The sequence below is a fragment of the Candidatus Protofrankia datiscae genome, from assembly GCF_000177615.2.
GTDB lineage: Bacteria > Actinomycetota > Actinomycetes > Frankiales > Frankiaceae > Protofrankia > Protofrankia coriariae.
Genome location: NC_015656.1, coordinates 2960001 through 2978816, shown reverse-complemented (window position 1 = coordinate 2978816; position 18816 = coordinate 2960001). Strand labels below are relative to the sequence as shown.

General features: G+C 71.8%; 17 protein-coding genes, 1 rRNA gene and 1 pseudogene (1 of these 19 cut by a window edge). 10 read left to right on the top strand and 9 right to left on the bottom strand.

Features of this window, described 5'->3' with window-relative positions; genetic code table 11:
• The first annotated feature begins 1 nt into the window (after nt 1).
• From FSYMDG_RS12365 to FSYMDG_RS12355, 3 genes are all read left to right on the top strand, one after another.
• Nucleotides 2–4204, top strand: coding sequence for a TIGR02680 family protein (locus FSYMDG_RS12365; RefSeq protein ID WP_013873796.1), 4203 nt, complete (start codon nt 2–4; stop codon nt 4202–4204).
• The gene (locus FSYMDG_RS12360) at nt 4201–5703 is read left to right on the top strand and encodes a TIGR02679 family protein (protein ID WP_013873795.1); all 1503 of its coding nucleotides are present in this window, start codon (nt 4201–4203) and stop codon (nt 5701–5703) included. Before FSYMDG_RS12365 ends, FSYMDG_RS12360 begins: the two co-directional genes overlap by 4 nt.
• 362 nt (nt 5704–6065) lie before the next feature.
• Nucleotides 6066–6866, top strand: coding sequence for an SAM-dependent methyltransferase (locus tag FSYMDG_RS12355; protein ID WP_043606230.1), 801 nt, complete (start codon nt 6066–6068; stop codon nt 6864–6866).
• Nucleotides 6867–7049: 183 nt separating this feature from the next.
• Here the strand turns inward: FSYMDG_RS12355 and FSYMDG_RS12350 are convergent, their stop codons facing one another.
• From FSYMDG_RS12350 to FSYMDG_RS24550, 3 genes are all read right to left on the bottom strand, one after another.
• The gene (locus FSYMDG_RS12350) at nt 7050–7310 is read right to left on the bottom strand and encodes a Txe/YoeB family addiction module toxin (RefSeq protein ID WP_013873793.1); all 261 of its coding nucleotides are present in this window, start codon (nt 7308–7310) and stop codon (nt 7050–7052) included.
• Nucleotides 7307–7564 carry a type II toxin-antitoxin system Phd/YefM family antitoxin gene (locus tag FSYMDG_RS12345; protein WP_013873792.1) on the bottom strand — a complete coding sequence of 86 codons (258 nt, stop codon included), beginning with the start codon at nt 7562–7564 and terminating at the stop codon, nt 7307–7309. Before FSYMDG_RS12345 ends, FSYMDG_RS12350 begins: the two co-directional genes overlap by 4 nt.
• A 198-nt stretch (nt 7565–7762) precedes the next feature.
• A complete protein-coding gene (locus tag FSYMDG_RS24550; RefSeq protein WP_237702736.1) occupies nt 7763–7969 on the bottom strand; it encodes a hypothetical protein in 207 nt (68 codons plus the stop codon).
• Between the two features lie 49 nt (nt 7970–8018).
• Here FSYMDG_RS24550 and FSYMDG_RS12340 point away from each other — a divergent pair, with 49 nt between their 5' ends.
• Nucleotides 8019–8255, top strand: coding sequence for a hypothetical protein (locus FSYMDG_RS12340; protein ID WP_083828259.1), 237 nt, complete (start codon nt 8019–8021; stop codon nt 8253–8255).
• A 284-nt stretch (nt 8256–8539) separates the two neighbouring features.
• On the opposite strand, the gene FSYMDG_RS12330 is transcribed toward FSYMDG_RS12340, so the two are convergent.
• Entirely contained in the window at nt 8540–8920 is a 381-nt protein-coding gene (locus tag FSYMDG_RS12330) for a PIN domain-containing protein (RefSeq protein WP_013873790.1), read from the bottom strand.
• Nucleotides 8920–9207 (bottom strand): hypothetical protein, encoded by a 288-nt coding sequence (locus FSYMDG_RS12325; protein ID WP_013873789.1) that lies wholly within the window; start codon nt 9205–9207, stop codon nt 8920–8922. Before FSYMDG_RS12325 ends, FSYMDG_RS12330 begins: the two co-directional genes overlap by 1 nt.
• Before the next feature lie 157 nt (nt 9208–9364).
• On the opposite strand from FSYMDG_RS12325, the gene hisD reads away from it, so the two are divergent.
• Genes hisD through hisH form a run of 4 tightly spaced genes read left to right on the top strand, consistent with a single transcriptional unit; the run spans nt 9365 to nt 13204 of the window.
• Nucleotides 9365–10660, top strand: coding sequence for a histidinol dehydrogenase (gene hisD, locus FSYMDG_RS12320; RefSeq protein WP_202797725.1), 1296 nt, complete (start codon nt 9365–9367; stop codon nt 10658–10660).
• Entirely contained in the window at nt 10657–11985 is a 1329-nt protein-coding gene (locus FSYMDG_RS12315; protein ID WP_013873787.1) for a histidinol-phosphate transaminase, read from the top strand. The genes hisD and FSYMDG_RS12315 overlap by 4 nt, the downstream gene beginning before the upstream one ends.
• A gap of 6 nt (nt 11986–11991) precedes the next feature.
• Nucleotides 11992–12579, top strand: coding sequence for an imidazoleglycerol-phosphate dehydratase HisB (hisB, locus tag FSYMDG_RS12310; protein ID WP_013873786.1), 588 nt, complete (start codon nt 11992–11994; stop codon nt 12577–12579).
• A 16-nt stretch (nt 12580–12595) separates the two neighbouring features.
• A complete protein-coding gene (hisH, locus tag FSYMDG_RS12305; RefSeq protein WP_013873785.1) occupies nt 12596–13204 on the top strand; it encodes an imidazole glycerol phosphate synthase subunit HisH in 609 nt (202 codons plus the stop codon).
• Nucleotides 13205–13489: 285 nt separating this feature from the next.
• Here the strand turns inward: hisH and FSYMDG_RS12300 are convergent, their stop codons facing one another.
• Nucleotides 13490–13819, bottom strand: coding sequence for an Hsp20/alpha crystallin family protein (locus tag FSYMDG_RS12300; protein ID WP_013873784.1), 330 nt, complete (start codon nt 13817–13819; stop codon nt 13490–13492).
• A 551-nt stretch (nt 13820–14370) separates the two neighbouring features.
• Between FSYMDG_RS12300 and FSYMDG_RS30090 the strand changes: the two are divergent.
• Nucleotides 14371–15126: pseudogene (locus tag FSYMDG_RS30090) on the top strand (BON domain-containing protein); the annotation flags it as partial.
• Between the two features lie 223 nt (nt 15127–15349).
• On the opposite strand, the gene FSYMDG_RS27190 reads toward FSYMDG_RS30090, so the two are convergent.
• The 3 genes from FSYMDG_RS27190 to FSYMDG_RS12280 all read right to left on the bottom strand — a co-directional run bounded on the left by FSYMDG_RS27190 (nt 15350) and on the right by FSYMDG_RS12280 (nt 17854).
• Entirely contained in the window at nt 15350–16327 is a 978-nt protein-coding gene (locus FSYMDG_RS27190; RefSeq protein ID WP_013873782.1) for a universal stress protein, read from the bottom strand.
• A 205-nt stretch (nt 16328–16532) separates the two neighbouring features.
• Nucleotides 16533–16670 (bottom strand): hypothetical protein, encoded by a 138-nt coding sequence (locus tag FSYMDG_RS26185; RefSeq protein ID WP_157491011.1) that lies wholly within the window; start codon nt 16668–16670, stop codon nt 16533–16535.
• Nucleotides 16671–16837: 167 nt separating this feature from the next.
• Complete coding sequence (locus FSYMDG_RS12280) at nt 16838–17854, bottom strand: Acg family FMN-binding oxidoreductase (protein ID WP_013873781.1); 1017 nt, start codon at nt 17852–17854, stop codon at nt 16838–16840.
• A gap of 868 nt (nt 17855–18722) precedes the next feature.
• Here FSYMDG_RS12280 and FSYMDG_RS12275 point away from each other — a divergent pair.
• Nucleotides 18723–18816 (top strand): 16S ribosomal RNA (locus FSYMDG_RS12275); it runs 1416 nt beyond the window's last position.

Below are 18816 nucleotides of genomic sequence, written 5' to 3'. Positions count from 1 at the left end.
CATGAGCGTGACCAGGCTGCCCGTTCGCCCGGCTCCGGCCGACGCCCAGGCCCGGGTGGCCCGCTGGCGGCCACAGCGCGCCGGGATCGTCAACGTCTGGCGCTACTACGACGAGACGTTCCACTTCCACCGTGGCCGGCTGCTGCTGCGCGGTCGTAACGGCACCGGCAAGTCCAAGGCGCTGGAGCTGCTGCTGCCGTACCTGCTCGACGCGAACCTGCAGGCCAGGCGGCTGTCGACGTTCGGCGGGCCGGAACGCACGATGCACTGGAACCTGATGGGGGACGGCGCGAGCGGCCAGACCCGCGTCGGCTACGTCTGGATCGAGTTCCGTTTCGGTGCTCTCCCCGAGACCGGCCCGGCCGGCCCGACCGGCCAGCCGAGCCCGGTGCGGCCCGTCGGTGACGGTGACGGCGAGGGCGGTGGACCGGCCAGGCCCAATGGGTCCGATGAACGTTGGTTCACCTGCGGCGCGCGGCTACAGGCGTCCGTGCACACGGCCTCGGCGACAGCGGACTACTTCACGACCACCAGCCGGATCGGGCTGCCCGGTGGCCTGAGCGTGGTCGACGAGGCGAACGCCCCGCTGACGCGCAAACGGCTGGAGGCGGAGCTGGGTGACACGGGCCAGCTGTACCCCACCGCGGCCGACTACCGGGCGGCGATCCGCGCCGAACTGTTCGGCGGCCTGAGCGAGCAGCGCTACAGCGGGCTGATCACCGCGATGCTGCAGCTGCGGACGCCCAAACTGTCGGAACGGCTCGACCCGTCGCTGCTGTCGACGCTGCTGTCCCGGGCGCTGCCGCCGCTCGGGGGAGCCGAGATCGCTGAGCTGGCCGAGGGATTCGAGCGCCTGGACCGACAGCGGGAGAGCCTGCGCCGGCTCGACGAGGAGGTCGAGGCCGCGCGGGTACTGGCCGACCGGCAGCGAGCCTATGCCAGCCGGGTGCTGCGCGCGGCCGCCGCCGACCTCATCTCCGCCACCAGCACCCTGGACGCGCTGACACGCACGGCCCGGGAAAGCCAGGAGGAGTACGACCGGGTCGTCGTCGAGCGCGAGGCGCTCGACGAGCGCATCACGGCCGCCGAAACCGACCGCGGGACGCTGCAGGCCCGGGTCGAGGGCCTGCAGGTCAGTGACGCCTACCGGGCCGGTGGGCGGCTCGACGAGCTGCGCGGCCAGATCCGGGCGGCACAGCGACGCGCCGCCGACACCCGCGAGCAGGCCACCGGGGCGCAGGAGCGGGCGCGTGTCGACAAGGCCACCGCCACCCGGACGGCGACGGGCGCGGCCCGTGCCGAGGCCGAGCTTGCGTCCGCGCGGGAGACGGCCCGCCCCGCCGCCGACCGGGCGGGCATGACCGCGACCTACCAGCAGCTCGCCGCCGTCACCGAGCGCGCCGCCGGCGCCGGGGAGGACCGCGAGGACGTCGCCGCCGCCTCGTGGAGTGCCGCGGCGACGCGGCCCCGGTCGTTGCTGCGCGCGGCGGTCGAGGCCCGAGGCCGTCAGATCGGCGCCGTACGCCGTGCGCTGGGTGAACACCGGTCCGCGGTCGACACGCGGACCACGGCGGAGCGGAACCTGGAGCGGGCCCGCCAGGAACTCACCGCCGCGACAGCGGCTCGGCGCGATGCCCGCGTGGCATACGAGGACGCGCGGGAGGCCCTCGGCGAGGCGCTGGCCCGCTGGGCCGCCGGCTGCGCGCAGCTGCGGTTCACCGACCCGGGGGCGCTGCGCGACGCGGCCGAGTCCGAACCCGACGTCCTGCGCCTCGTCGAGGAGACCGCCGGCCCGCTGCTCGAGGCGATCGCCGCCCGGTCGGCCGAGCTGGCCCGGGAGCACAGGGACCGCGGCGCCGAACGGGACGCGCACACGGCGGAGCGGGACCGGCTGCTGATCCTCACCGAGCTGCCGCCGTCCGTCCCGCCGACCAGGACCGCCGACCGGGCCGGGCTGCCCGGCGCGCCACTGTGGCGGCTGGTGTCCTTCCGCGACGGCGTCACCCCGGCCGTCCAGGCGGGCATTGAGGCGGCGCTGGAAGCCGCCGGGCTGCTCGACGCCTGGGTGTTCCCGACGGGCGGGCTCACCGTCCCCGGGCACGACACGGTCATCGACGTCGACCAGATGGCCTCCGCGCCCGCGGGCGGGCTGGGCGCGGTGCTCACACCCGAGCCGGACGCGAAGGTGCCGGCCGAGCGGGTGCTGCGCCTGCTCGCCGGGATCGCCGTCGGTACCACCGCGCCCGACGGCCACCCGGTCGCGGTCGGTGCCGACGGCACCTGGCGGCTGGCGGCGGCCCGGGGCAGCTGGTCGAAGCCGGAGCCCGCCCACATCGGGGCGCTGGCGCGTGACCGGGCTCGCCGACGCCGTGTCGACGAGCTGACCAGGCTGATCAGCCAGCTGGACGACGTTCTCGCCGGCATCGGCCGGGAACTCGGCGAACTCGGCGCCCGGCGGGAACGGATCGCGGCGGAGCGCCGCGCCCGGCCGAGCCACCGCGCGCTCGACGACGCGCGCGGCGCGCTGGAGGCCGCGGACGCGGCGGTGGCGGCCCGTGACGACGTGGTCAGCCACCGGCTGGAGGAGGTCCGGGAAGGCGAGGACGCGGTGCGCGCCGCGACCCGTGCCCTGACCGCGGCGGGCGCCGAGCACGGGCTGCCGACCGACACGGACGCGTTGGAGGCGGTGCAGGACGCCGCGACGGCCTTCCACCGGCTGGCGGACGGCTGGCTCGACTGCCACCAGCGGGCCACCGCCGCCCGAGACGCCGCGGTGGCCGCGGCGGGGGTGGCCACCAGGTCCCAGGAGAGCGCGCTCGGGCTCGCCGCGACGGCGGCCGAGGCGGCGGGGGAGACCCAGCGCCTGCGCGCGAAACTCGACGGGATCGAGGCCGCGATCGGGCCCGAGTATCGGCAGGTCCTCGACGAGATCGCCGGCGCCCGGCGCCGGCTGGAGGAACTGGCGAAACAGCGCGTGATGATGGAGCAGTCAGGGCGCGCGCTGGAGCGCCGCGTCGGCGAGCTGGACGAGCGGCGTGTCGTGGACGCGGACCGCCGCGAGGTCGCCGTCGCCGAGCGTGACAGCCGGGCGAACCGGTTTCGGCACCTCGGGGCCGGCAGCCTCGCCGCGGACACGCGGCTCGATCTCCCGCTCGCCGGGCTGGACGGGGTGCGCCCCACTCTGGAGGCCGCCCGCGCGGTCGCGGCCAGGCTCACGACCACCCCGTACGCCAGGCAGAACCTCAAGGAGGCCGAGACCCGGCTGACCGACGCCGTGCACCGCAGCCGGCAGGCACTCGCGGACCGGGCCGAGCTGGTCCTGGAGCCGGACGAGGACATCCAGATCCTCACGGCGGCCGTCGACGGGATCCGTGTCGGTGCCGCCCATCTGCACGACGCTGTCCGCGACGAGCGGGAGCGCTCCCGCGCCGAGATCACCGAAGGTGAACGGGAGTTGTTCGACCGGACGCTCACCGGCAACACCCGCCGGCACGTCGCCGACCGGATCCGGCAGGCGAACGCCCTCGTCGCGGACATGAACAGCCGGCTGGAGAAGGTACGCACCGCCTCCAGGACCGCCGTCCAGATCCAGTGGCGGGTCGACCCGGCCCTGCCCGCCGCGACCCGTGGCGCCCGCGATCTGCTCCTGCGGGACCCGAGCCAGCTCACCAAAGCCGACCATGAGGCGCTGCACGAGTTCCTGCGCGGCCGGGTCGACGACGCCCGTGACGACGACACCGCGACCGGCTGGGAGGAACAGCTCCTGCGGGTGTTCGACTACACGGCCTGGCACCAGTTCATCGTCCGCGTCGACCGCGGCAACGAGCGGGGCTGGCAGCCGCTGACCAAGAAGCTGCACGGCGCGCTGTCAGGCGGTGAGAAGGCGATCGCCCTGCATCTGCCGCTGTTCGCGGCGCTCGCCGCGCACTACCAGTCGGCGCCGATCGCCCCGCGCCTGATCCTGCTCGACGAGGTCTTCGTCGGTGTCGACACGACCAACCGTGGCCAGGTGTTCGAGCTGCTCGCCTCGCTCGACCTCGACCTGATGATCACATCTGACCATGAGTGGTGCATGTACCGCGAGCTCGACGGGATCGCGATCCACTCTCTCATCACCGGGGACGGCAGCGACGACGCCGTGACGACGGCCCGCTTCACCTGGGACGGCCTGCGCCTGACGGACGCGGACGGCCAGCCGCTGTGACCAGCCAGGCCGACACGGCCACGGCAACCGGCCGGGCCCACACGGCCGCTGTGACCGGCCGGGCCGCCGCCGGTACAGCCGGTGCAGGCGCGGGCGGGGCTTCCCGCGTGGCCGCCGGGCTGGACCGACCGGCTCTTGCCCCGCTGTGGCGGGCGTTGCACGCTCGCCTCTCGAGCGGACGACCCGTCACCTCCCTGCGCATCGGACCGCTCGACGACGACCAGCGGACCGCCCTCGCGGACCTGCTGGGGCTGGACCGGCTGCCGGGCAGCGTCACCACCGTCCACCTCGACCGCCTCGACACGCTCCTGCGCACGTCGTTCGGCCTCGACGCGCGCACCGTGGCCGAGGCACTGCACGGCCCGCTCACCGACCGGGCGGCGTCCCGGGCCACAGCGGCGCGCGCCCGGCGTGACCTGTGGGAATGGCTGTGCGCGCAGCCCGTCGTCGCCGCCGAACCCGCGCTGCTGGCCTGGGTCGCGGACGTCCGGCGGGCGGGCGTCGTCGACGGTTCGGTGGACACGACGCGCGCGCTGCTCGACGCGGCGCTGCGCGTCCTGGCCAGGCTGCCGGCGGACGGCCAGCCGCTGCCCGCCTTCGCGGACGCGGTCGTCGGGCGCACCCATGCCCTCGACGACGGGACGCGGCTGTCCACCCTGGTCCTGCGCGCGCTGGCCGCGATCTACGGTGTCGCGCCGCCGGCCGGTGCGGACGAGCGCCGCGCGCTCTGGGAACGCGCCGGGGTCGCCAGCGACGCGCTGTCCGCCCAGGTGCTCGTCGCGGGCCTGCGGCCAGTTGGTGACGACCCGCTGAGCCGCGCGCTGCGGCTGTGGGCCGAGGCCGGGCAGGCCAGCGTCGTCACGTTGGCCCAGGTCCGCGCCTGTCCGGGGCTGCGTGTCGTCGCGCGGCGGGTGTGGGTCGTCGAGAACCCCTCGCTGGTCACCATGGCGATCACGCGGTTCGGTGCCGCGTGCCCACCGCTGGTCTGCACCGCTGGCTGGCCCTCCAGCGCCGCGGTCACGCTGTTGCGCCAGCTGGCTGCATCAGACGCGGACCTGCGCTATCACGGCGACTTCGACGGCGACGGCCTACGGATCGCCGCGCACGTCATGACGCGGACCGGCGCCAGGCCATGGCGGATGGCCACCACCGACTACCTCGCCGCGGTTGCGGCCATGCCATCTGCGGCCATGCCATCTGAGGCCGTGCGGGCTGAGGCCGTGCCGGCCGCAGCCGATCACCCGGCCGCCGCGGCCCCGGCGGGATCCACGGGCGTGGCCCGGCCGGGCCACGTCACCGACGCGCCCTGGGACCAGGACCTTGCAGCCGCCCTACGCGCCCGGGACATCGCGGTCCCGGAAGAACGGCTCGCGGACATCCTCCTCGCCGATCTCGCTGGTGACGTCCGTGCCGGTGATGGCCGGTCGCACCGATCGCATGATCTTCATGGCGACTCGCGGGCGGGCGGACCGGTCGCCCTGACCGAAGCGCCGGACTGATCCGAATTTACGATCTTGCCTAAGAGTCATCGGGGATGGTCTGGACGATCTGGCTCCAGAGTGTTCGACAACCCGTTGATCTGGTCGCGCCGAGATCCTTTTGGAATCTTTGTCTACTGCAACAGGCGGCCGTCACAATGGAACCACGCCGATCACTCTAGAAATGCCCTACCGGGATGTCTGCCGCTGGCTGCCGTGAGATCACCCGTGCGGGATGTCGCGTTCGTGCTCTGGAAGAATGCGCATGAATCCGGTGCTGGGCCCGGGTTCCGAGGCGCCCGTAGGGTGTCCCGAGCCAAGCTGACGTCCATGGAGATGCTGTGAGCGAGCAGGGCGACAACGCCGAATGGGACTTCACGTCGGTGGTACCCGCCGATGACCAAGCGCCCTCGACAATCGACACGACCGTGCCGCATTCGGCCCGGATCTGGAACTACTGGATGGGCGGCAAGGACAACTATCCGGTCGACCGGGAGGCCGGCGACGCCTACGTCGCCGCTTTTCCCGGCATTGTCCCGCTGGCCAAGCAGTCCCGGCAGTTCCTCATCCGTGCTGTCAGTTACCTGGCCGGCGAGGCGGGTATCCGTCAGTTCCTCGACGTCGGCACCGGTCTGCCGACCCTGGACAACACCCATCAGGTCGCCCAGCGTATCGCCCCGGAATCCCGCATCGTCTACGTTGACAACGACCCGCTCGTGCTGGCACACGCCCGCGCCCTGCTGGTCAACACCACGCCGGAAGGCGTGACGACCTACGTCGACGCGGACTTCCACAACCCGGACCAGATCGTGTCCGACGCCAGGAACGTGCTGAACTTCACCAAGCCGATCGCGGTCATGTTCATGGGTTCCCTCGGTCACGTCGCCGATGTCGACGAGGCGCTGTCGATCGTGAAGAGAGTGGTGGCCGCCGTTCCGTCCGGCAGCTACCTGGTGCTGTGGGACAGCACCGACACCAGCGAAGGATTCGACGAGGCCCAGCAGGGTTACGACGACACCGGCGCGGTTCCCTATGTCCTGCGCACCCCGCAACAGATCACTCGTTTCTTCGAGGGCCTGGAACTCGTGGAGCCGGGCGTGGTGTCGATCTCGTCGTGGCGGCCGGACCCCAACAACCCCGGCGAACCGGTGGACGGACACGGCGCCGTAGCCCGAAAGCCGTAGGCGTCCGCCCCGCCTCTGACAGCCGGAAAGACCGACAGCCGGGGGATCGGGGCACGCGCCCGTGCTGCCCGATCCCCCTCGCCGACACCACGCCGGGGGCAGGGCGCGGTGACGAGAACAATTCAGTTTCCGAGGGACGGAGGCCAGTTCGCCACAGCGACTCAGGCGGACTCCGGCGCCTGGTTATTCGTAGTGGTAACGGCAGGAGATGATGATGATCTCGCCGGGTTCGACTGCGTAGACGAGGCGGTGCTCGTCGTCGATGCGGCGGGAGCGCAGACCGGCGAGGTTGTTACGCAGAATCTCAGGCTTGCCGATACCTGAACCGTCGGGGTCCCTTTTGATATCAGCGATCAGGGTGCTGATGCGTTTGAGCGTCCTGCGGTCCTGGGTCTGCCAGTAGAGATAGTCCTCCCAGGCGTGGTCGGTCCAGCTGAGCTTCAAGCGTCCGGGCTCAGGTCGCGCTCCCTGGCGTTACCAGTACGCCACTGGTCGATACTCTCCGTCAGTCGCTTGGCGTTGGCGGGGGAGCGTAGCAGGTAGTTGGTCTCCATGATCGAGTCCCAGTCCTCCTTGCTGACCAGAACCGCGTTGCCGTGCTTGGAAACGATCTCGACGGGGGCGTGGTCGGCGTTGACCCGCTCGATGAGCGGGAACAGGGTCTTGCGCGCCTCGCTCGCACTGATCGCGGCCGTCATGTCATCCCTCCGCCCTCCAAAGCAAAGCTGTACCACATATGGTACCAGTCTGGCGGGGCGTGTGCCTCCATGGCGACGACGGGTCGGTGGCCGGGCAGCGAGCCGGCCCCACGCCGATCGAGCCCCACGCTGACGCTGGTCGGCGAGACCGCGTTCGTCCAGCTCACAGGAGGCGTCGAGGGCAGTCGGAAAGGTAGATCAGGAGTGCAGGTCGAACTCGCCGTCGGGCAGGACCCCGGCGACGTAGGCGAAGGCGCCCCGGTAGGTGATGTCGGTGCGGGCCAGCTGGGGCCAGCGCTGCCGGGCGTGGTCGAGCAGCCGCAGCCGGATCGAGGACCGCGTGGACTCCGGGATCGCCGCCATGGCCACCAGCGTGCCTGCACCCGCCGGATCGTTATGATCCACCGCTTCCTTGTCTGCCCTACCTGGCCCCGGAGTGTGTGATGCCGTCGTCGTGAAACTGCGAGCATACGAAGCCACGCTGCGGACGGCGACGGACTGCCGGATCATGTGGGCGGCACTCGACCCGCGTGGTGGACGTATCGATCAGCCGAGCCGGGTCGAGGGTCTTCAGTTGGCTGACATGGCCGCGTCGGCGACCTTCCCCGCCTTCGAGCAGGACCAGTACGGCAACACCGAGGATCGGTATCTGCGAGAGTTGGCGCCTCGGCTCTCAGGTACTCGGTGCTGAGCGGTTCACCCGGGCGCTGACCGACGCGATCACCGACCCGGCGGTGCGTGCGCTGCTGGACCAGCTTGGTGACCGTGTGGACGGGTCTGTCAGCCGGCTCCCCGGTGCTGTCGATCAGGCTGTCGACAGCACCGAGGTTCTGATGCACCCGTCGCGCTGCCGTGCCGCGGCGGCGATCCTGGGGTTCCAGTATTCGGATCGACACCGCTCCGCGGAGCCTGTCCGATGGCGGAGCTGAGGATTCGGGATGCGACAGGGTCTGCCGGCAGAGGCTGTCGCGGCCGTCAGAGGGCGAAAAAATGGATCTTGATGCCTATGGAGTCGGCGAGATGGTTCAGGTCCTCCGGGTCGCTGGTGACCACGGATGCCTGATGCTGGACCGCGGTGGCGACAACGATTGCGTCCACGACGTCGGCGGTCTGTGAGCTGCCGCAGGCGATACCGGCAGCGCGACCGGTGCGCTCGTCGTCGGGGCGGATATCGCAGCCCTTGAGCAGCCGGGAGATCTGATGCTGAGGACCCCCGCGCCATGCCTGGGCGAGGACCACCACGGGCACGATCGGGCGGATGTGGGCGGCGGTCAGTTCGTCGTGCAGGGCCAGCAGGGCGGGGCTGCGCCGTTCGGCGGCCAGTAACGCGCCAGTGTCATAAACAACCGTGCGCATTATCCGGCTGCCTGCCAGGGTTCGTCGTCGAATAGTCCGGCCTCTGCGAGGAATGCGCGGGCGCGCTGCCGGAACTCTTCGGGCAGCTTGCCGTGTTCGCTTTCGTACTCGGCGACCAGCTCCTGTGCGGCGGCCCTGCCGGCGGCATACAGGGTGGCTGCGCGGGCTTTTTCGACGGCGGCCTCGGTCAGCCATGTGGATACCGGCTTGCCCTCTTCCGCGGCCGCTGCCTTGATCGTCTCCTCGACCTCGGATGGCACCGAGATCGACAGCTTGCGTACACCCATGATCCTAGTGTAATGCCTGGTAGGAAGATCTTCCTACCGTATCCAGTGGTCCTGACGGGGTCCGCCGATGGGAAGAGGGGTTGTCGAGATGGGGGCGGAGGGCGTTGGGATCCGGGAGATCGACGGATCGGGGGTGGGTACCGATACGCTCATCGTCGTGCTGAGAACGCTCGACCTGCGTGGAAGTCTGCCGTCACCGCCACGGGTACGCGGGCTGCTGCCCCGCGCCGCGCTGGACGTCGACGCAGCGCTGGAAACGGTCCGCCCGGTCTGCGACGACGTGCGTGACCGGGGGGACGCCGCGGTCCTCGACGCGGGGGAGCGGTTCGACGGGGTGCGGCCGGCCTCGGTCCGGGTCGCCGCGGACGCGCTGGCCGCCGCGTTGGACGGCCTCGACCCGCGGGTACGGGACGCCCTTGAGGAGGTGATCCGGCGCACCAGGCTGGTGCACCGCGCCCAGCGCCGCGAACCGGTGACCATCGACGTGGCCCCGGGCACCAGGGTGACGGAGCGTTGGATCCCGGTGCAGCGGGTCGGCCTCTACGTGCCGGGCGGGCGGGTCGCCTACCCCAGCAGCGTGGTGATGAACGTCGTGCCGGCGCAGGAGGCCGGGGTCGGCTCCCTGGCGCTGGCGTCGCCACCGCAGGCGGAGTTCGGCGGTCTGCCGCATCCGGTGGTCCTCGCCGCCGCCGCGCTGCTGGGCGTGGACGAGGTGTATGCCGCCGGCGGCGCCCAGGCGATCGCGATGTTCGCCCACGGGACGTCCAGCTGCCCGGCGGTGGACGTGGTGACCGGGCCGGGCAACATCTACGTGACCGCGGCGAAGCGGCTGCTGCGCGGCCTGGTCGGAGTGGACGCCGAGGCCGGACCGACCGAGGTCGCGATCCTCGCCGACGACACCGCGGACCCCGCCCACGTCGCCGCCGACCTGATCGCCCAGGCCGAGCACGACCCGATGGCCGCCTGCCTGCTGGTCACCCCGTCGAGAGACCTGCTCGACGCGGTCGAGACCGAACTCGACAAGCAGGTCGCGGTGACCCGCCACCAGGAACGGGTACGCACGGCACTGACCGGCCAGGGGGCGGCGGTGCTGGTCGACGACGTCGACGAGGGCCTGGCGGTGGTCGACGCCTGGGCCGCCGAACATCTGGAGATCCAGACCGCGGACGCCGCGGCCGTCGCCGGCCGGGTCCGCAACGCCGGGGCCGTGTTCGTGGGGGTATGGGCACCGGTGTCGCTGGGGGACTATCTCGCCGGCTCGAACCACGTCCTGCCGACGGGCGGTACCGCCCGGCACAGCGGTGGGCTTTCGGTGTCGGCGTTCCAACGGCAGGTTCACGTGGTGGAGTGCGACCGTGACGCTCTTGCCGAGGTGGCGCCCAGAATCGCCGCGCTCGGTGGCGCCGAGGATCTCATCGCCCACGTCGACGCGGTGGAGGTGCGGCTGCGATGACCACGACAGGATCGGGATCGGGATCGGGACCGGCGAGCGGAGCCGGCCCGGGGCCGGACGGTGCGGCCGGCGGCCGACCCACGCCCGCCGGCCGCGGCCGCCCGGTGCGCTCGCCCACGCTCGACGAGCTGCCGCTGCGGGACGACCTGCGCGGCATGGTGCCCTACGGCGCGCCGCAGCTCGACGTCCCGGTGCTGCTCAACACCAACGAGAACCCGCACCCGCCGTCCGTCGGGCTGGTGGACGCCCTGGGCAAGGCCGCCTCCCTCGCCGCCACCGAGGCCAACCGCTATCCGGACCGCCAGGCCGAGGCGCTGCGCGCCGACCTGGCCTACTACCTGACTCCGGACGCCGGTTTCGGCCTGCGCACCGACCAGGTGTGGGCGGCGAACGGCTCGAACGAGGTGCTCCAGCAGCTCTGCCAGGCCTTCGGCGGGCCGGGCCGGGTCGCGCTGGGGTACGAGCCGTCCTATTCGATGCACCGGCTGATCGCGGTGGCGACCGCGACCGGCTGGGCCGGTGAGCGCCGCGAGCCCGACTTCACCCTCGACCCGGACGCGGTCGCCGCGACGATCCACCGGTACCGGCCGTCCCTGGTCTTCCTGGCGTCGCCGAACAACCCCACCGGCACCGCGCTGCCGGTGGAGGTGGTGCTGGCCGCGTGCGCGGCGGTCGGTGAGACCGGCTCCGGCATCGTGGTCGTGGACGAGGCGTACGCGGAGTTCCGCCGCGCCGGGGTCCCCAGCGCGCTGACCCTGCTGCCGTCCCAGCCGCGGCTGGTGGTCACCCGGACGATGAGCAAGGCGTTCGCGCTGGCCGGCGCCCGCATCGGCTACCTTGCCGCGCACCCGGCGGTGATCGACGCGCTGCAGCTCGTGCGCCTGCCGTACCATCTGTCGACCTTCACGCAGGCGGTCGCGCGCACCGCGCTCGCACACGCCGACGAGCTGCTCGCCACGGTCGAGGCGGTCAAGGCGCAGCGTGACCGGCTGGTGGCCGAGCTGACCGGGCTCGGCTGCGCGGTGGCGCCGAGCGACGCGAACTTCGTCCTGTTCGGCCGCTTCACCGACCAGCGGGCGGCGTGGCAGGGGCTGCTCGACGCGGGCGTGCTCGTCCGGGACGTCGGCCTGCCCGGTTGGCTGCGGGTCACCGCCGGCCTGTCGAACGAGGTCGACGCCTTTCTGACGGCGACCCGCACACTGCTGACCGAGGGGACCGCGGCGCTGACGCCCTCCGCCGGCGCGCCGGCGGGCCCGGCCTCCGCGGCCGCGACGTCCGGCGACACGAGGCCCACCGTCGAACTGCCCTACCTCGGGGAGGAGTGACCAGGAATGGGTCGCACAGCCCGCATCGAGCGCAAGACCCTGGAGTCGCACGTCGTCGTCGAACTGGATCTCGACGGGGCGGGTGTGTCGTCGTCGTTCACCGGGGTGCCGTTCTTCGACCACATGGTCAGCCAGCTCGGCAAGCACGGAGGTTTCGACCTCACCGTCCGCACCCGCGGTGACCTGCACGTCGACGCCCACCACACGGTCGAGGACACCGCGATCGCCTTCGGTGACGCGCTGCGCGAGGCGCTCGGCGACAAGAGCGGGATCCGGCGCTTCGGGGACGCCCTGGTGCCGCTGGACGAGGCGCTGGTGCAGGCCGCGGTGGATCTTTCCGGCCGCCCGTACTGCGTGGTCGTCGAACCGGAGCTGATCGAGCTCATCGGCACCTACGACACGACGTTGACCCGGCACGTCTTCGAGTCGATCGCCGCGTCGGCGCGGATCGCCCTGCACGTGCGGGTGCTGTCGGGCCGCAACGCCCACCATGTGGTCGAGGCCCAGTTCAAGGCGGTCGCGCGGGCGCTGCGGGACGCGGTCGCGCTCGACGGGCGGGTGGCCGGCGTGCCGTCCACCAAGGGCGTGCTGTGACGGGGAGGAGCCCGCGGTGACCGGGCCGCGGGTGGTCGTCCTCGACTACGGGTCGGGGAACCTGCGCAGCGCGCAGCGGGCGCTCGCCCGGGTCGGCGCGGACGTGACCGTCACGGCCGACCTGGACGTCGCCCGGGCTGCGGATGCCCTGGTGGTCCCCGGGGTGGGCGCCTACGCGGCGTGCATGGCCGGGATCGACGCGGTCGGCGCGGCACCGGTCATCCACGAGCGGGTCGCCCAGGGACGTCCGGTGCTGGGGATCTGCGTGGGGATGCAGGTCCTCTACACCCTCGGGGACGAGCACGGCGTGCGTACCCGCGGGCTCGGCGTGCTCGCCGGGCAGGTCCGCCGGCTGGCCGCGCCGGTCCTGCCGCACATGGGCTGGAACACCGTGGCACCACCGGCCGGGACGGTGCTCTTCGACGGTCTGCCCGCGGACACCCGCTTCTACTTCGTCCACTCGTACGCGGCCGAGCCCGCGCCCGGCGACACCGTGGCCGAGCACGGCGAACCCTTTGCCGCGGCGGTGGAACGAGGCCCGCTGTACGCCACCCAGTTCCACCCGGAGAAGTCCGGGGACGCGGGTGCGCACCTGCTCACCAACTGGTTGCGCACCCTGCGCTGACCCGTGGCCCACCGGCCCGCGACCCCTGGTGCCGGACGGAACCGGAGAAGCGGCGGAAACGGAGAAGCCGGGAGAATCGGGGCCGCGAATCCGCGTTTCCCGCGCCTGGCAGCCCGTGATCGTGGACCAGGACGCGGATGTACCGCGTCCGCCGTGGCTCTGGTGGCACGCCGGCCCGGCCGGCAGCGCGCCATCGGCGCCGTGGGGACAGGAACCCACGGCTGACATGTACCTACCGGCATGGATCTACCAGCATGTATCTACCGGCATATGTCCAGAAGTACGTCAGTCGTGACGAATATTGATCATCCGGACCGCTCTGGGTTCGCCGCTCGCAACCGGTATCCGGACCTCGAGGATGCCGTTGTGGTAGGTGGCGGCGACCTCCTCCTTCTTCGCCCCTGGCGGCAGGGCGACCGAGCGGGTGAGCGAGCCGTAGCGGAACTCGGTGCGGTAGCGGCCGGTGGCCTTCTCCCTCCGCTCCTCCCGGCGCTCGGCGTGCAGCGACACCTCCCTTTCGGACACGGTGACCTCGACATCCCGGTCCGGGTCGATGCCGGGGAGTTCAGCGCGTACCACGTAGGCGCCGTCCTCGGCGTACTCCTCGACCCGCACGCTGTCCTCCCGCAGGCCCAGCCGCCGTGTGCCCCGCAGACGACCACGGCCGGCCGGATGACCCGGGCGATCCGGGCGACCGTTCCTGGCCGGTGCGCTCGCGTCGAATCAGTGCCGGACGGCTACTCCCTTTCACGGCTGCTCCTCATTCCTTGTCGCCTTGTCGATGATTCCTTGCTGTTGTCGTTCCTTCTCGCCTTGTCGATTCCTGGTCGGGATCCACGGAGCTGGTCGGGATCCACCCACATCTCCAGCGTGCGCCCTGTCGCCGCGGTCTGCCTCCCGGCCCTCGACGGACGTCCTCATGTCCTGCCCGACGGCCCGCGGGCGGCGCGGGACAGAACGCGAGGGGAGAAAGCGGACGCAGGGCATGATGAAACAACATGAAGTAAATATGGGATACGAGCGGGGAAAGCGGGCGGAGGTCGGAGGGAAGGTCGGGGAGCCCGGAGGGGAGCAAAGGGCGGAAAACGGCGGCTGGCGGCTCATCGGGTGGCGCGGCCGCGGCTCGTACCCGACGCTGGTGAAACCAGCCGCCGGGAGGTGCGCAGATGAGATACGTCGGGAGAGCGCTCGCCACGGCGGCGGGGGTGGCGACGGGCGTCGCCACCGGGCTGCTCGCGCGGTCGCGACGCATCCGCCGCGGGACCGACCTGGTCCGGGAGCGGGTCGGCCGTCGGCTCCGCTACCTGCGAGGACGGCTGCGAGGGCTCCGTTACCGGCTCGCTGGCGGCCGTCCCGACCCGGACGTCGCCGATGACATCCTCGCCGACCGGGTGCGTTCCCGGCTGGGCCCGGTCACGCGCAGGCTCGACGTCCCACGGGTACATGTGACCGTCCGCGACCACGTGGTCATCCTGCACGGCGATGTCGCCACCGCGGCCGACGCCACCGCCGTCGAGGATGCGATCTGGCAGACCTCCGGGGTCGAGGGGGTCGTGTCGATGTTGCACGAAGGGCTCGTCCGCGGGGACACCCGGCCGTCCGAGGGCGAACTGGTCCCGGTCCGCTCCATCATGCTGCGGCGGTTGTTCGACGCCGCGCAGCGGGCGGGTTGCGAGCCGCGGACCGTCCAGCCGGCGGTGCGCGCCGTGCTGGCGACGTTCTTCGAGCGGCTGCCGGCGGCCGAGCGCCGGCACATTGCCTCGCATCTGCCCGCGGACGTGCAGGTGCTGACCATGCCCCCACGGCGGCACGGTCGGGCTCTGGCGCGCCTGCGCCATCTGGACGAGTTCATCGAGGCGGTGCTGCGGATCGACCACATCGACCGCGGGCGTGCCCGCGACATCACCGGCGCCGTTCTGCACACGCTGCGTGACTTCGTCCCGGAGGAGGCCCAGGACGTCGCTGCCGTCCTTCCCGAAGAACGTGGACGGACCCGACAGCGCCCGCCCCACCGGCCTGACCAGAGCCTCCCCGACCCGGCCTCCCCGACCCGGCCCGAGCCGGCCCCGCCTGTCCCGGGCTACCAGCCTGGTCAGGCCGGCGGCGCCCGGAGCGATGTCGGGCGGGGCCGGCCCCGCCGCGGGCCTACCGGTGTTGCCGCCCGCCGTGCTGCCGCTGACCGCCGCCGTGGATCACCGCGACCGGGCAGGGGGAGTGATGGGTGCAACGCTGACTGGTCGAGCCCAGCAGCAACTCGGCGAAGCCCTCGTGACCACGGGCACCGACGACGAGTAGCTGGGCGCCGGCGGCCTGCCGGATCAGGCTGGTCCCCGCGGCGCCGAGCATGAGCCCGGCGTCCACCGTGACGTCCGTACGGTCGTCCAGCCCCTTTGCCAACGTGTCCTCGAGCAGGGCCTGGGCCGCCTTCTCCAGTCCTTCTCCCTCGAAGCCGGCGTAGTAGCCGGTGTACATTGCCGGCGCGGGCATCCAGACATGGAGGACACGCAGGGTCACTTTGCGCTGGGCCGCTGCCGTGGCCGCCCAGCGCAGCGCGTTGATCGAACCTTCCGAGCCGTCCACCCCGACAAGCACCGGACGCCTCTCCCGCGGCACGCCGGCCAGCCGGCCGTCATGCAGCTCGTGCCCGCGGCTCTGCTCCGGAGCCCAGCGGACCACCACGACGGCACCGGCCGACATGTGCACGCAGGCGTCGCTGACGGAGCCCGTCACAAGGCGGCGCAGGCGTCCCGAGCCCCGCGCGCCGATCACGAGCATCCGCGCGTTGGTAGCCGCGTTGAGCAGGGCGTCGACCGGGTCGGCGCGCCCGGGCTGCTCGATGATCGTGACGGCTGGCGCGGTGGCGCGGATGCGCTCGACGGTTTCGTGCAGGAGCTTCTCGGCGGCAGCCTCGAGCTGGTCGGCGTTGTGTGACGGGACGTGGTTGGCCAGTACCCGTGGGCAGCGCTCGACCGACCAGGCGAGCACCACGCGCACGGTCGCGCCGCTGCGCTGTGCTTCGTCGACGGCCCAGCTCAGCGCCTTGTCGGCGTCCTCGGACAGGTCCGTCCCCACAACGATTTCCCGGCTTTCCCGAGCGTCCCGGATCTCCCGGATCTCCTGCATGCCAGCCTCCTTCATGGGCGGATCGGCTCTCGTCCGCGTGGCCGGTGGCGGTCGGTGACCGTATACCCATCCGCGTCCCTGTTGATCCGCTTGTCCACACGGGTCGTGCGCGGGGTTTTTCGCCTGTGCGCGGGTCGTGCGCGGGGCCTTCCCCTGCGGGCGATCAGACGAGGAAGGGCCAGCGTCGGACGACGGCCTGCCGCTCCTACCAGCCTCCGAGGCCGCACACCCGGCCGGCGTGGCAGAAGGCGAGCAGGCCGAGGACCATCGCGTAGACGAGGTGCTCGTCCATGAACGGGTTGTTGGCGGGCGGGAGCACGGCCGTGTACATCAGGATGAGCATCAGGGCTCCCGCGCCGGCCGCCAGGCGACCTGATGTCTCCTGTTGATGTTCCGGGCCGGGTGGCGTGGTTCCCGGGCCGGGTGGCCGGGTGGACGCCGGGGGCGTTCGGCCCGCCGGGGCGGCCTTCCGCGGCGCCGGTCCGCGTTCGCCGCCGGTCCGCGGTCATGTCAGTCCACGATCGTGAGGATTTCCGCTGTCGGCCGCCGCGGGGCGGGCTCGACCGGGCGGCCTCCCGGCAGCGGGTAGCCGACAAGAAAGATCATTTGAACATGGCCGGTGCTGCGAAGCAGCTCACGCACCCTGACCCGGATGGCGTCGATGTCCTCGGCGTGCCCGACCGGGCGGGCCGCCGCACCGTGCGCCGTGGCCGTCAGCAGTATCCGCGCGACCGCCTGGCCGGCGGCAAGCCGGTCGACGGGCCGGTCCGCGTCCGTCCCGAGCGCGACGACCGTCGGCCGCCGCAGCCCCGCGGGCGGAGTGGGCACGCCGGTGCGGCGTCCGACGGCGTCCGGGCCGGTCCCGCCGGCCGCGTCCGGGGTACCGGCCGTACCTGTTGCGGCGGCCGTACCTGTTGTGGCATGCGTGCCGATCGTGATCGGTGCGCCGGTCCAGTCGGCCGCGGTGTGGCGGCCCATGGCGCCCAGCCACACGCCGTCCACGCTCAGGGCGGCCACGTCGGCGGCGCTCAGCGTGGCCAGCCAGCAGCCTTCGGCTTCGGCCGCCTTCGTGAGCGCCGCGGTGATCGTGGCCGGCACCGGGGCGGGACGCAGCGGCTGACGATCGGTGATCCGGGACCGCGTGGCCGCGATGAGCGCCCGCTCCTCGGCGTCGGGCGGGCGCGCGGTGCCGGCCCGGATGGTGGCCAGCGGCTCCCTGCCCGCGAGGTCCATGTCGAGATCGGCGTATCCGGGCCCGTCCGGCAGGAGGGTCACCGCCGGGAGCAGGTCGCGGGCTCGCAGCGCCAGGCGCGCGTGGTACAGGGCCGCGCCGCAGCTGATCAGCAGCTGCCGCCCGTCCGGGTCGATGGCGCCGAGCAGGAGGGACGGGTCCGTGAACAGTTCGAGGCATCCGGTGCCGGCGAACCAGTGCCACGGCTGGGTGTCGTGGATCGACGGTGCCAGTGCGGCCTCGGCGACGACTTCTTCGATCTGCTCAGGGGAGGGCACTACGCCGGTTGTCGACATGATCTTCACCGTCCCTGTCTCTCGCCGTGTCTCCCGCGGTCTCCCGCGCTGTCGGGTCTTCCTCGTTTCTTCCCCTCCAGAGCCCTGCCCCTCGCTCGGGCATCCCGAGTCCTGCCCCTTCCCCGCCTCCTTGCTTGGGGGCCTCCTTGCCTGGGGCGTCCCGGGGCCTGCCTGCCACCGGAGGCTGGCTCTTTCCCGCGTCTCCTGCCTCCGCACTGTCCCTCGGGGAAGCTCCCTTCCTGGCTGCGCTGTGTGATCGAACTGGTGCTGTCAGTGTGTTCGGAGCTTCTCCGGGGTGTTACTTCGCGTAGCTGGATGAACGCGGAAAAAATTTCCACGAAGTGCTTGCGATCATGAAACTCGGACGTTTCGTCGTGTATGTTTATCCCTGCCGGCGGAAAGCCGGGAGACACCGAAGGTCGAGTTCATCGCCCAGGCGGCCCCCATCCCCGGCCCGAGCTTCCCACAGGGAGTTCGGCCGCCCCCGAGGCGAATCCCGGATAATTCGGAGACGTTTGACTCGGCGGGGCTACGTCAGTAAGTTGCAACAGTTGCTCCGAGCGGGTCACCGAAAGGTGCCTCTCGGGTCTGCGCTTGCTCCTTGAGAACTCAACAGCGTGCCGAAAGTCAGTGCCATGAATCTCGTCCGTGTCGGGTGCTGTCGGGCCTAATGTGGGTCTGGTGGTGTCTGGTGCGACGATTATGTAATTCCTTTGGCACGACAGGATGATCTACGGATCTTTTGTCGATGTCGGGGTCGGCCCAGCCGTGATGGTTGGGTTCTCTTCTTGTCATCGCTCCGTCTGGCTGGTTTCTGTGGGCTGTGTAAGTCCGTGGGGGCTGTGTTGGATGGTTGTGATATAAGGCAGCAACGGAGAGTTTGATCCTGGCTCAGGACGAACGCTGGCGGCGTGCTTAACACATGCAAGTCGAGCGGGGGACTTCGGTCTTCAGCGGCGAAC

What these genes read in the sequence shown, in the direction of transcription:
- FSYMDG_RS12325 (WP_013873789.1), bottom strand. Translation starts at nt 9,207, where the DNA reads ATGGGTGTACGCAAGCTGTCGATCTCGGTGCCATCCGAGGTCGAGGAG.
- FSYMDG_RS12330 (WP_013873790.1), bottom strand. Translation starts at nt 8,920, where the DNA reads ATGCGCACGGTTGTTTATGACACTGGCGCGTTACTGGCCGCCGAACGG.
- FSYMDG_RS27190 (WP_013873782.1), bottom strand. Translation starts at nt 16,327, where the DNA reads ATGCAGGAGATCCGGGAGATCCGGGACGCTCGGGAAAGCCGGGAAATC.
- FSYMDG_RS12280 (WP_013873781.1), bottom strand. Translation starts at nt 17,854, where the DNA reads ATGTCGACAACCGGCGTAGTGCCCTCCCCTGAGCAGATCGAAGAAGTC.
- hisB (WP_013873786.1), top strand. Translation starts at nt 11,992, where the DNA reads ATGGGTCGCACAGCCCGCATCGAGCGCAAGACCCTGGAGTCGCACGTC.
- FSYMDG_RS12365 (WP_013873796.1), top strand. Translation starts at nt 2, where the DNA reads ATGAGCGTGACCAGGCTGCCCGTTCGCCCGGCTCCGGCCGACGCCCAG.
- FSYMDG_RS26185 (WP_157491011.1), bottom strand. Translation starts at nt 16,670, where the DNA reads ATGCTCATCCTGATGTACACGGCCGTGCTCCCGCCCGCCAACAACCCG.
- FSYMDG_RS12345 (WP_013873792.1), bottom strand. Translation starts at nt 7,564, where the DNA reads ATGACGGCCGCGATCAGTGCGAGCGAGGCGCGCAAGACCCTGTTCCCG.
- FSYMDG_RS12315 (WP_013873787.1), top strand. Translation starts at nt 10,657, where the DNA reads ATGACCACGACAGGATCGGGATCGGGATCGGGACCGGCGAGCGGAGCC.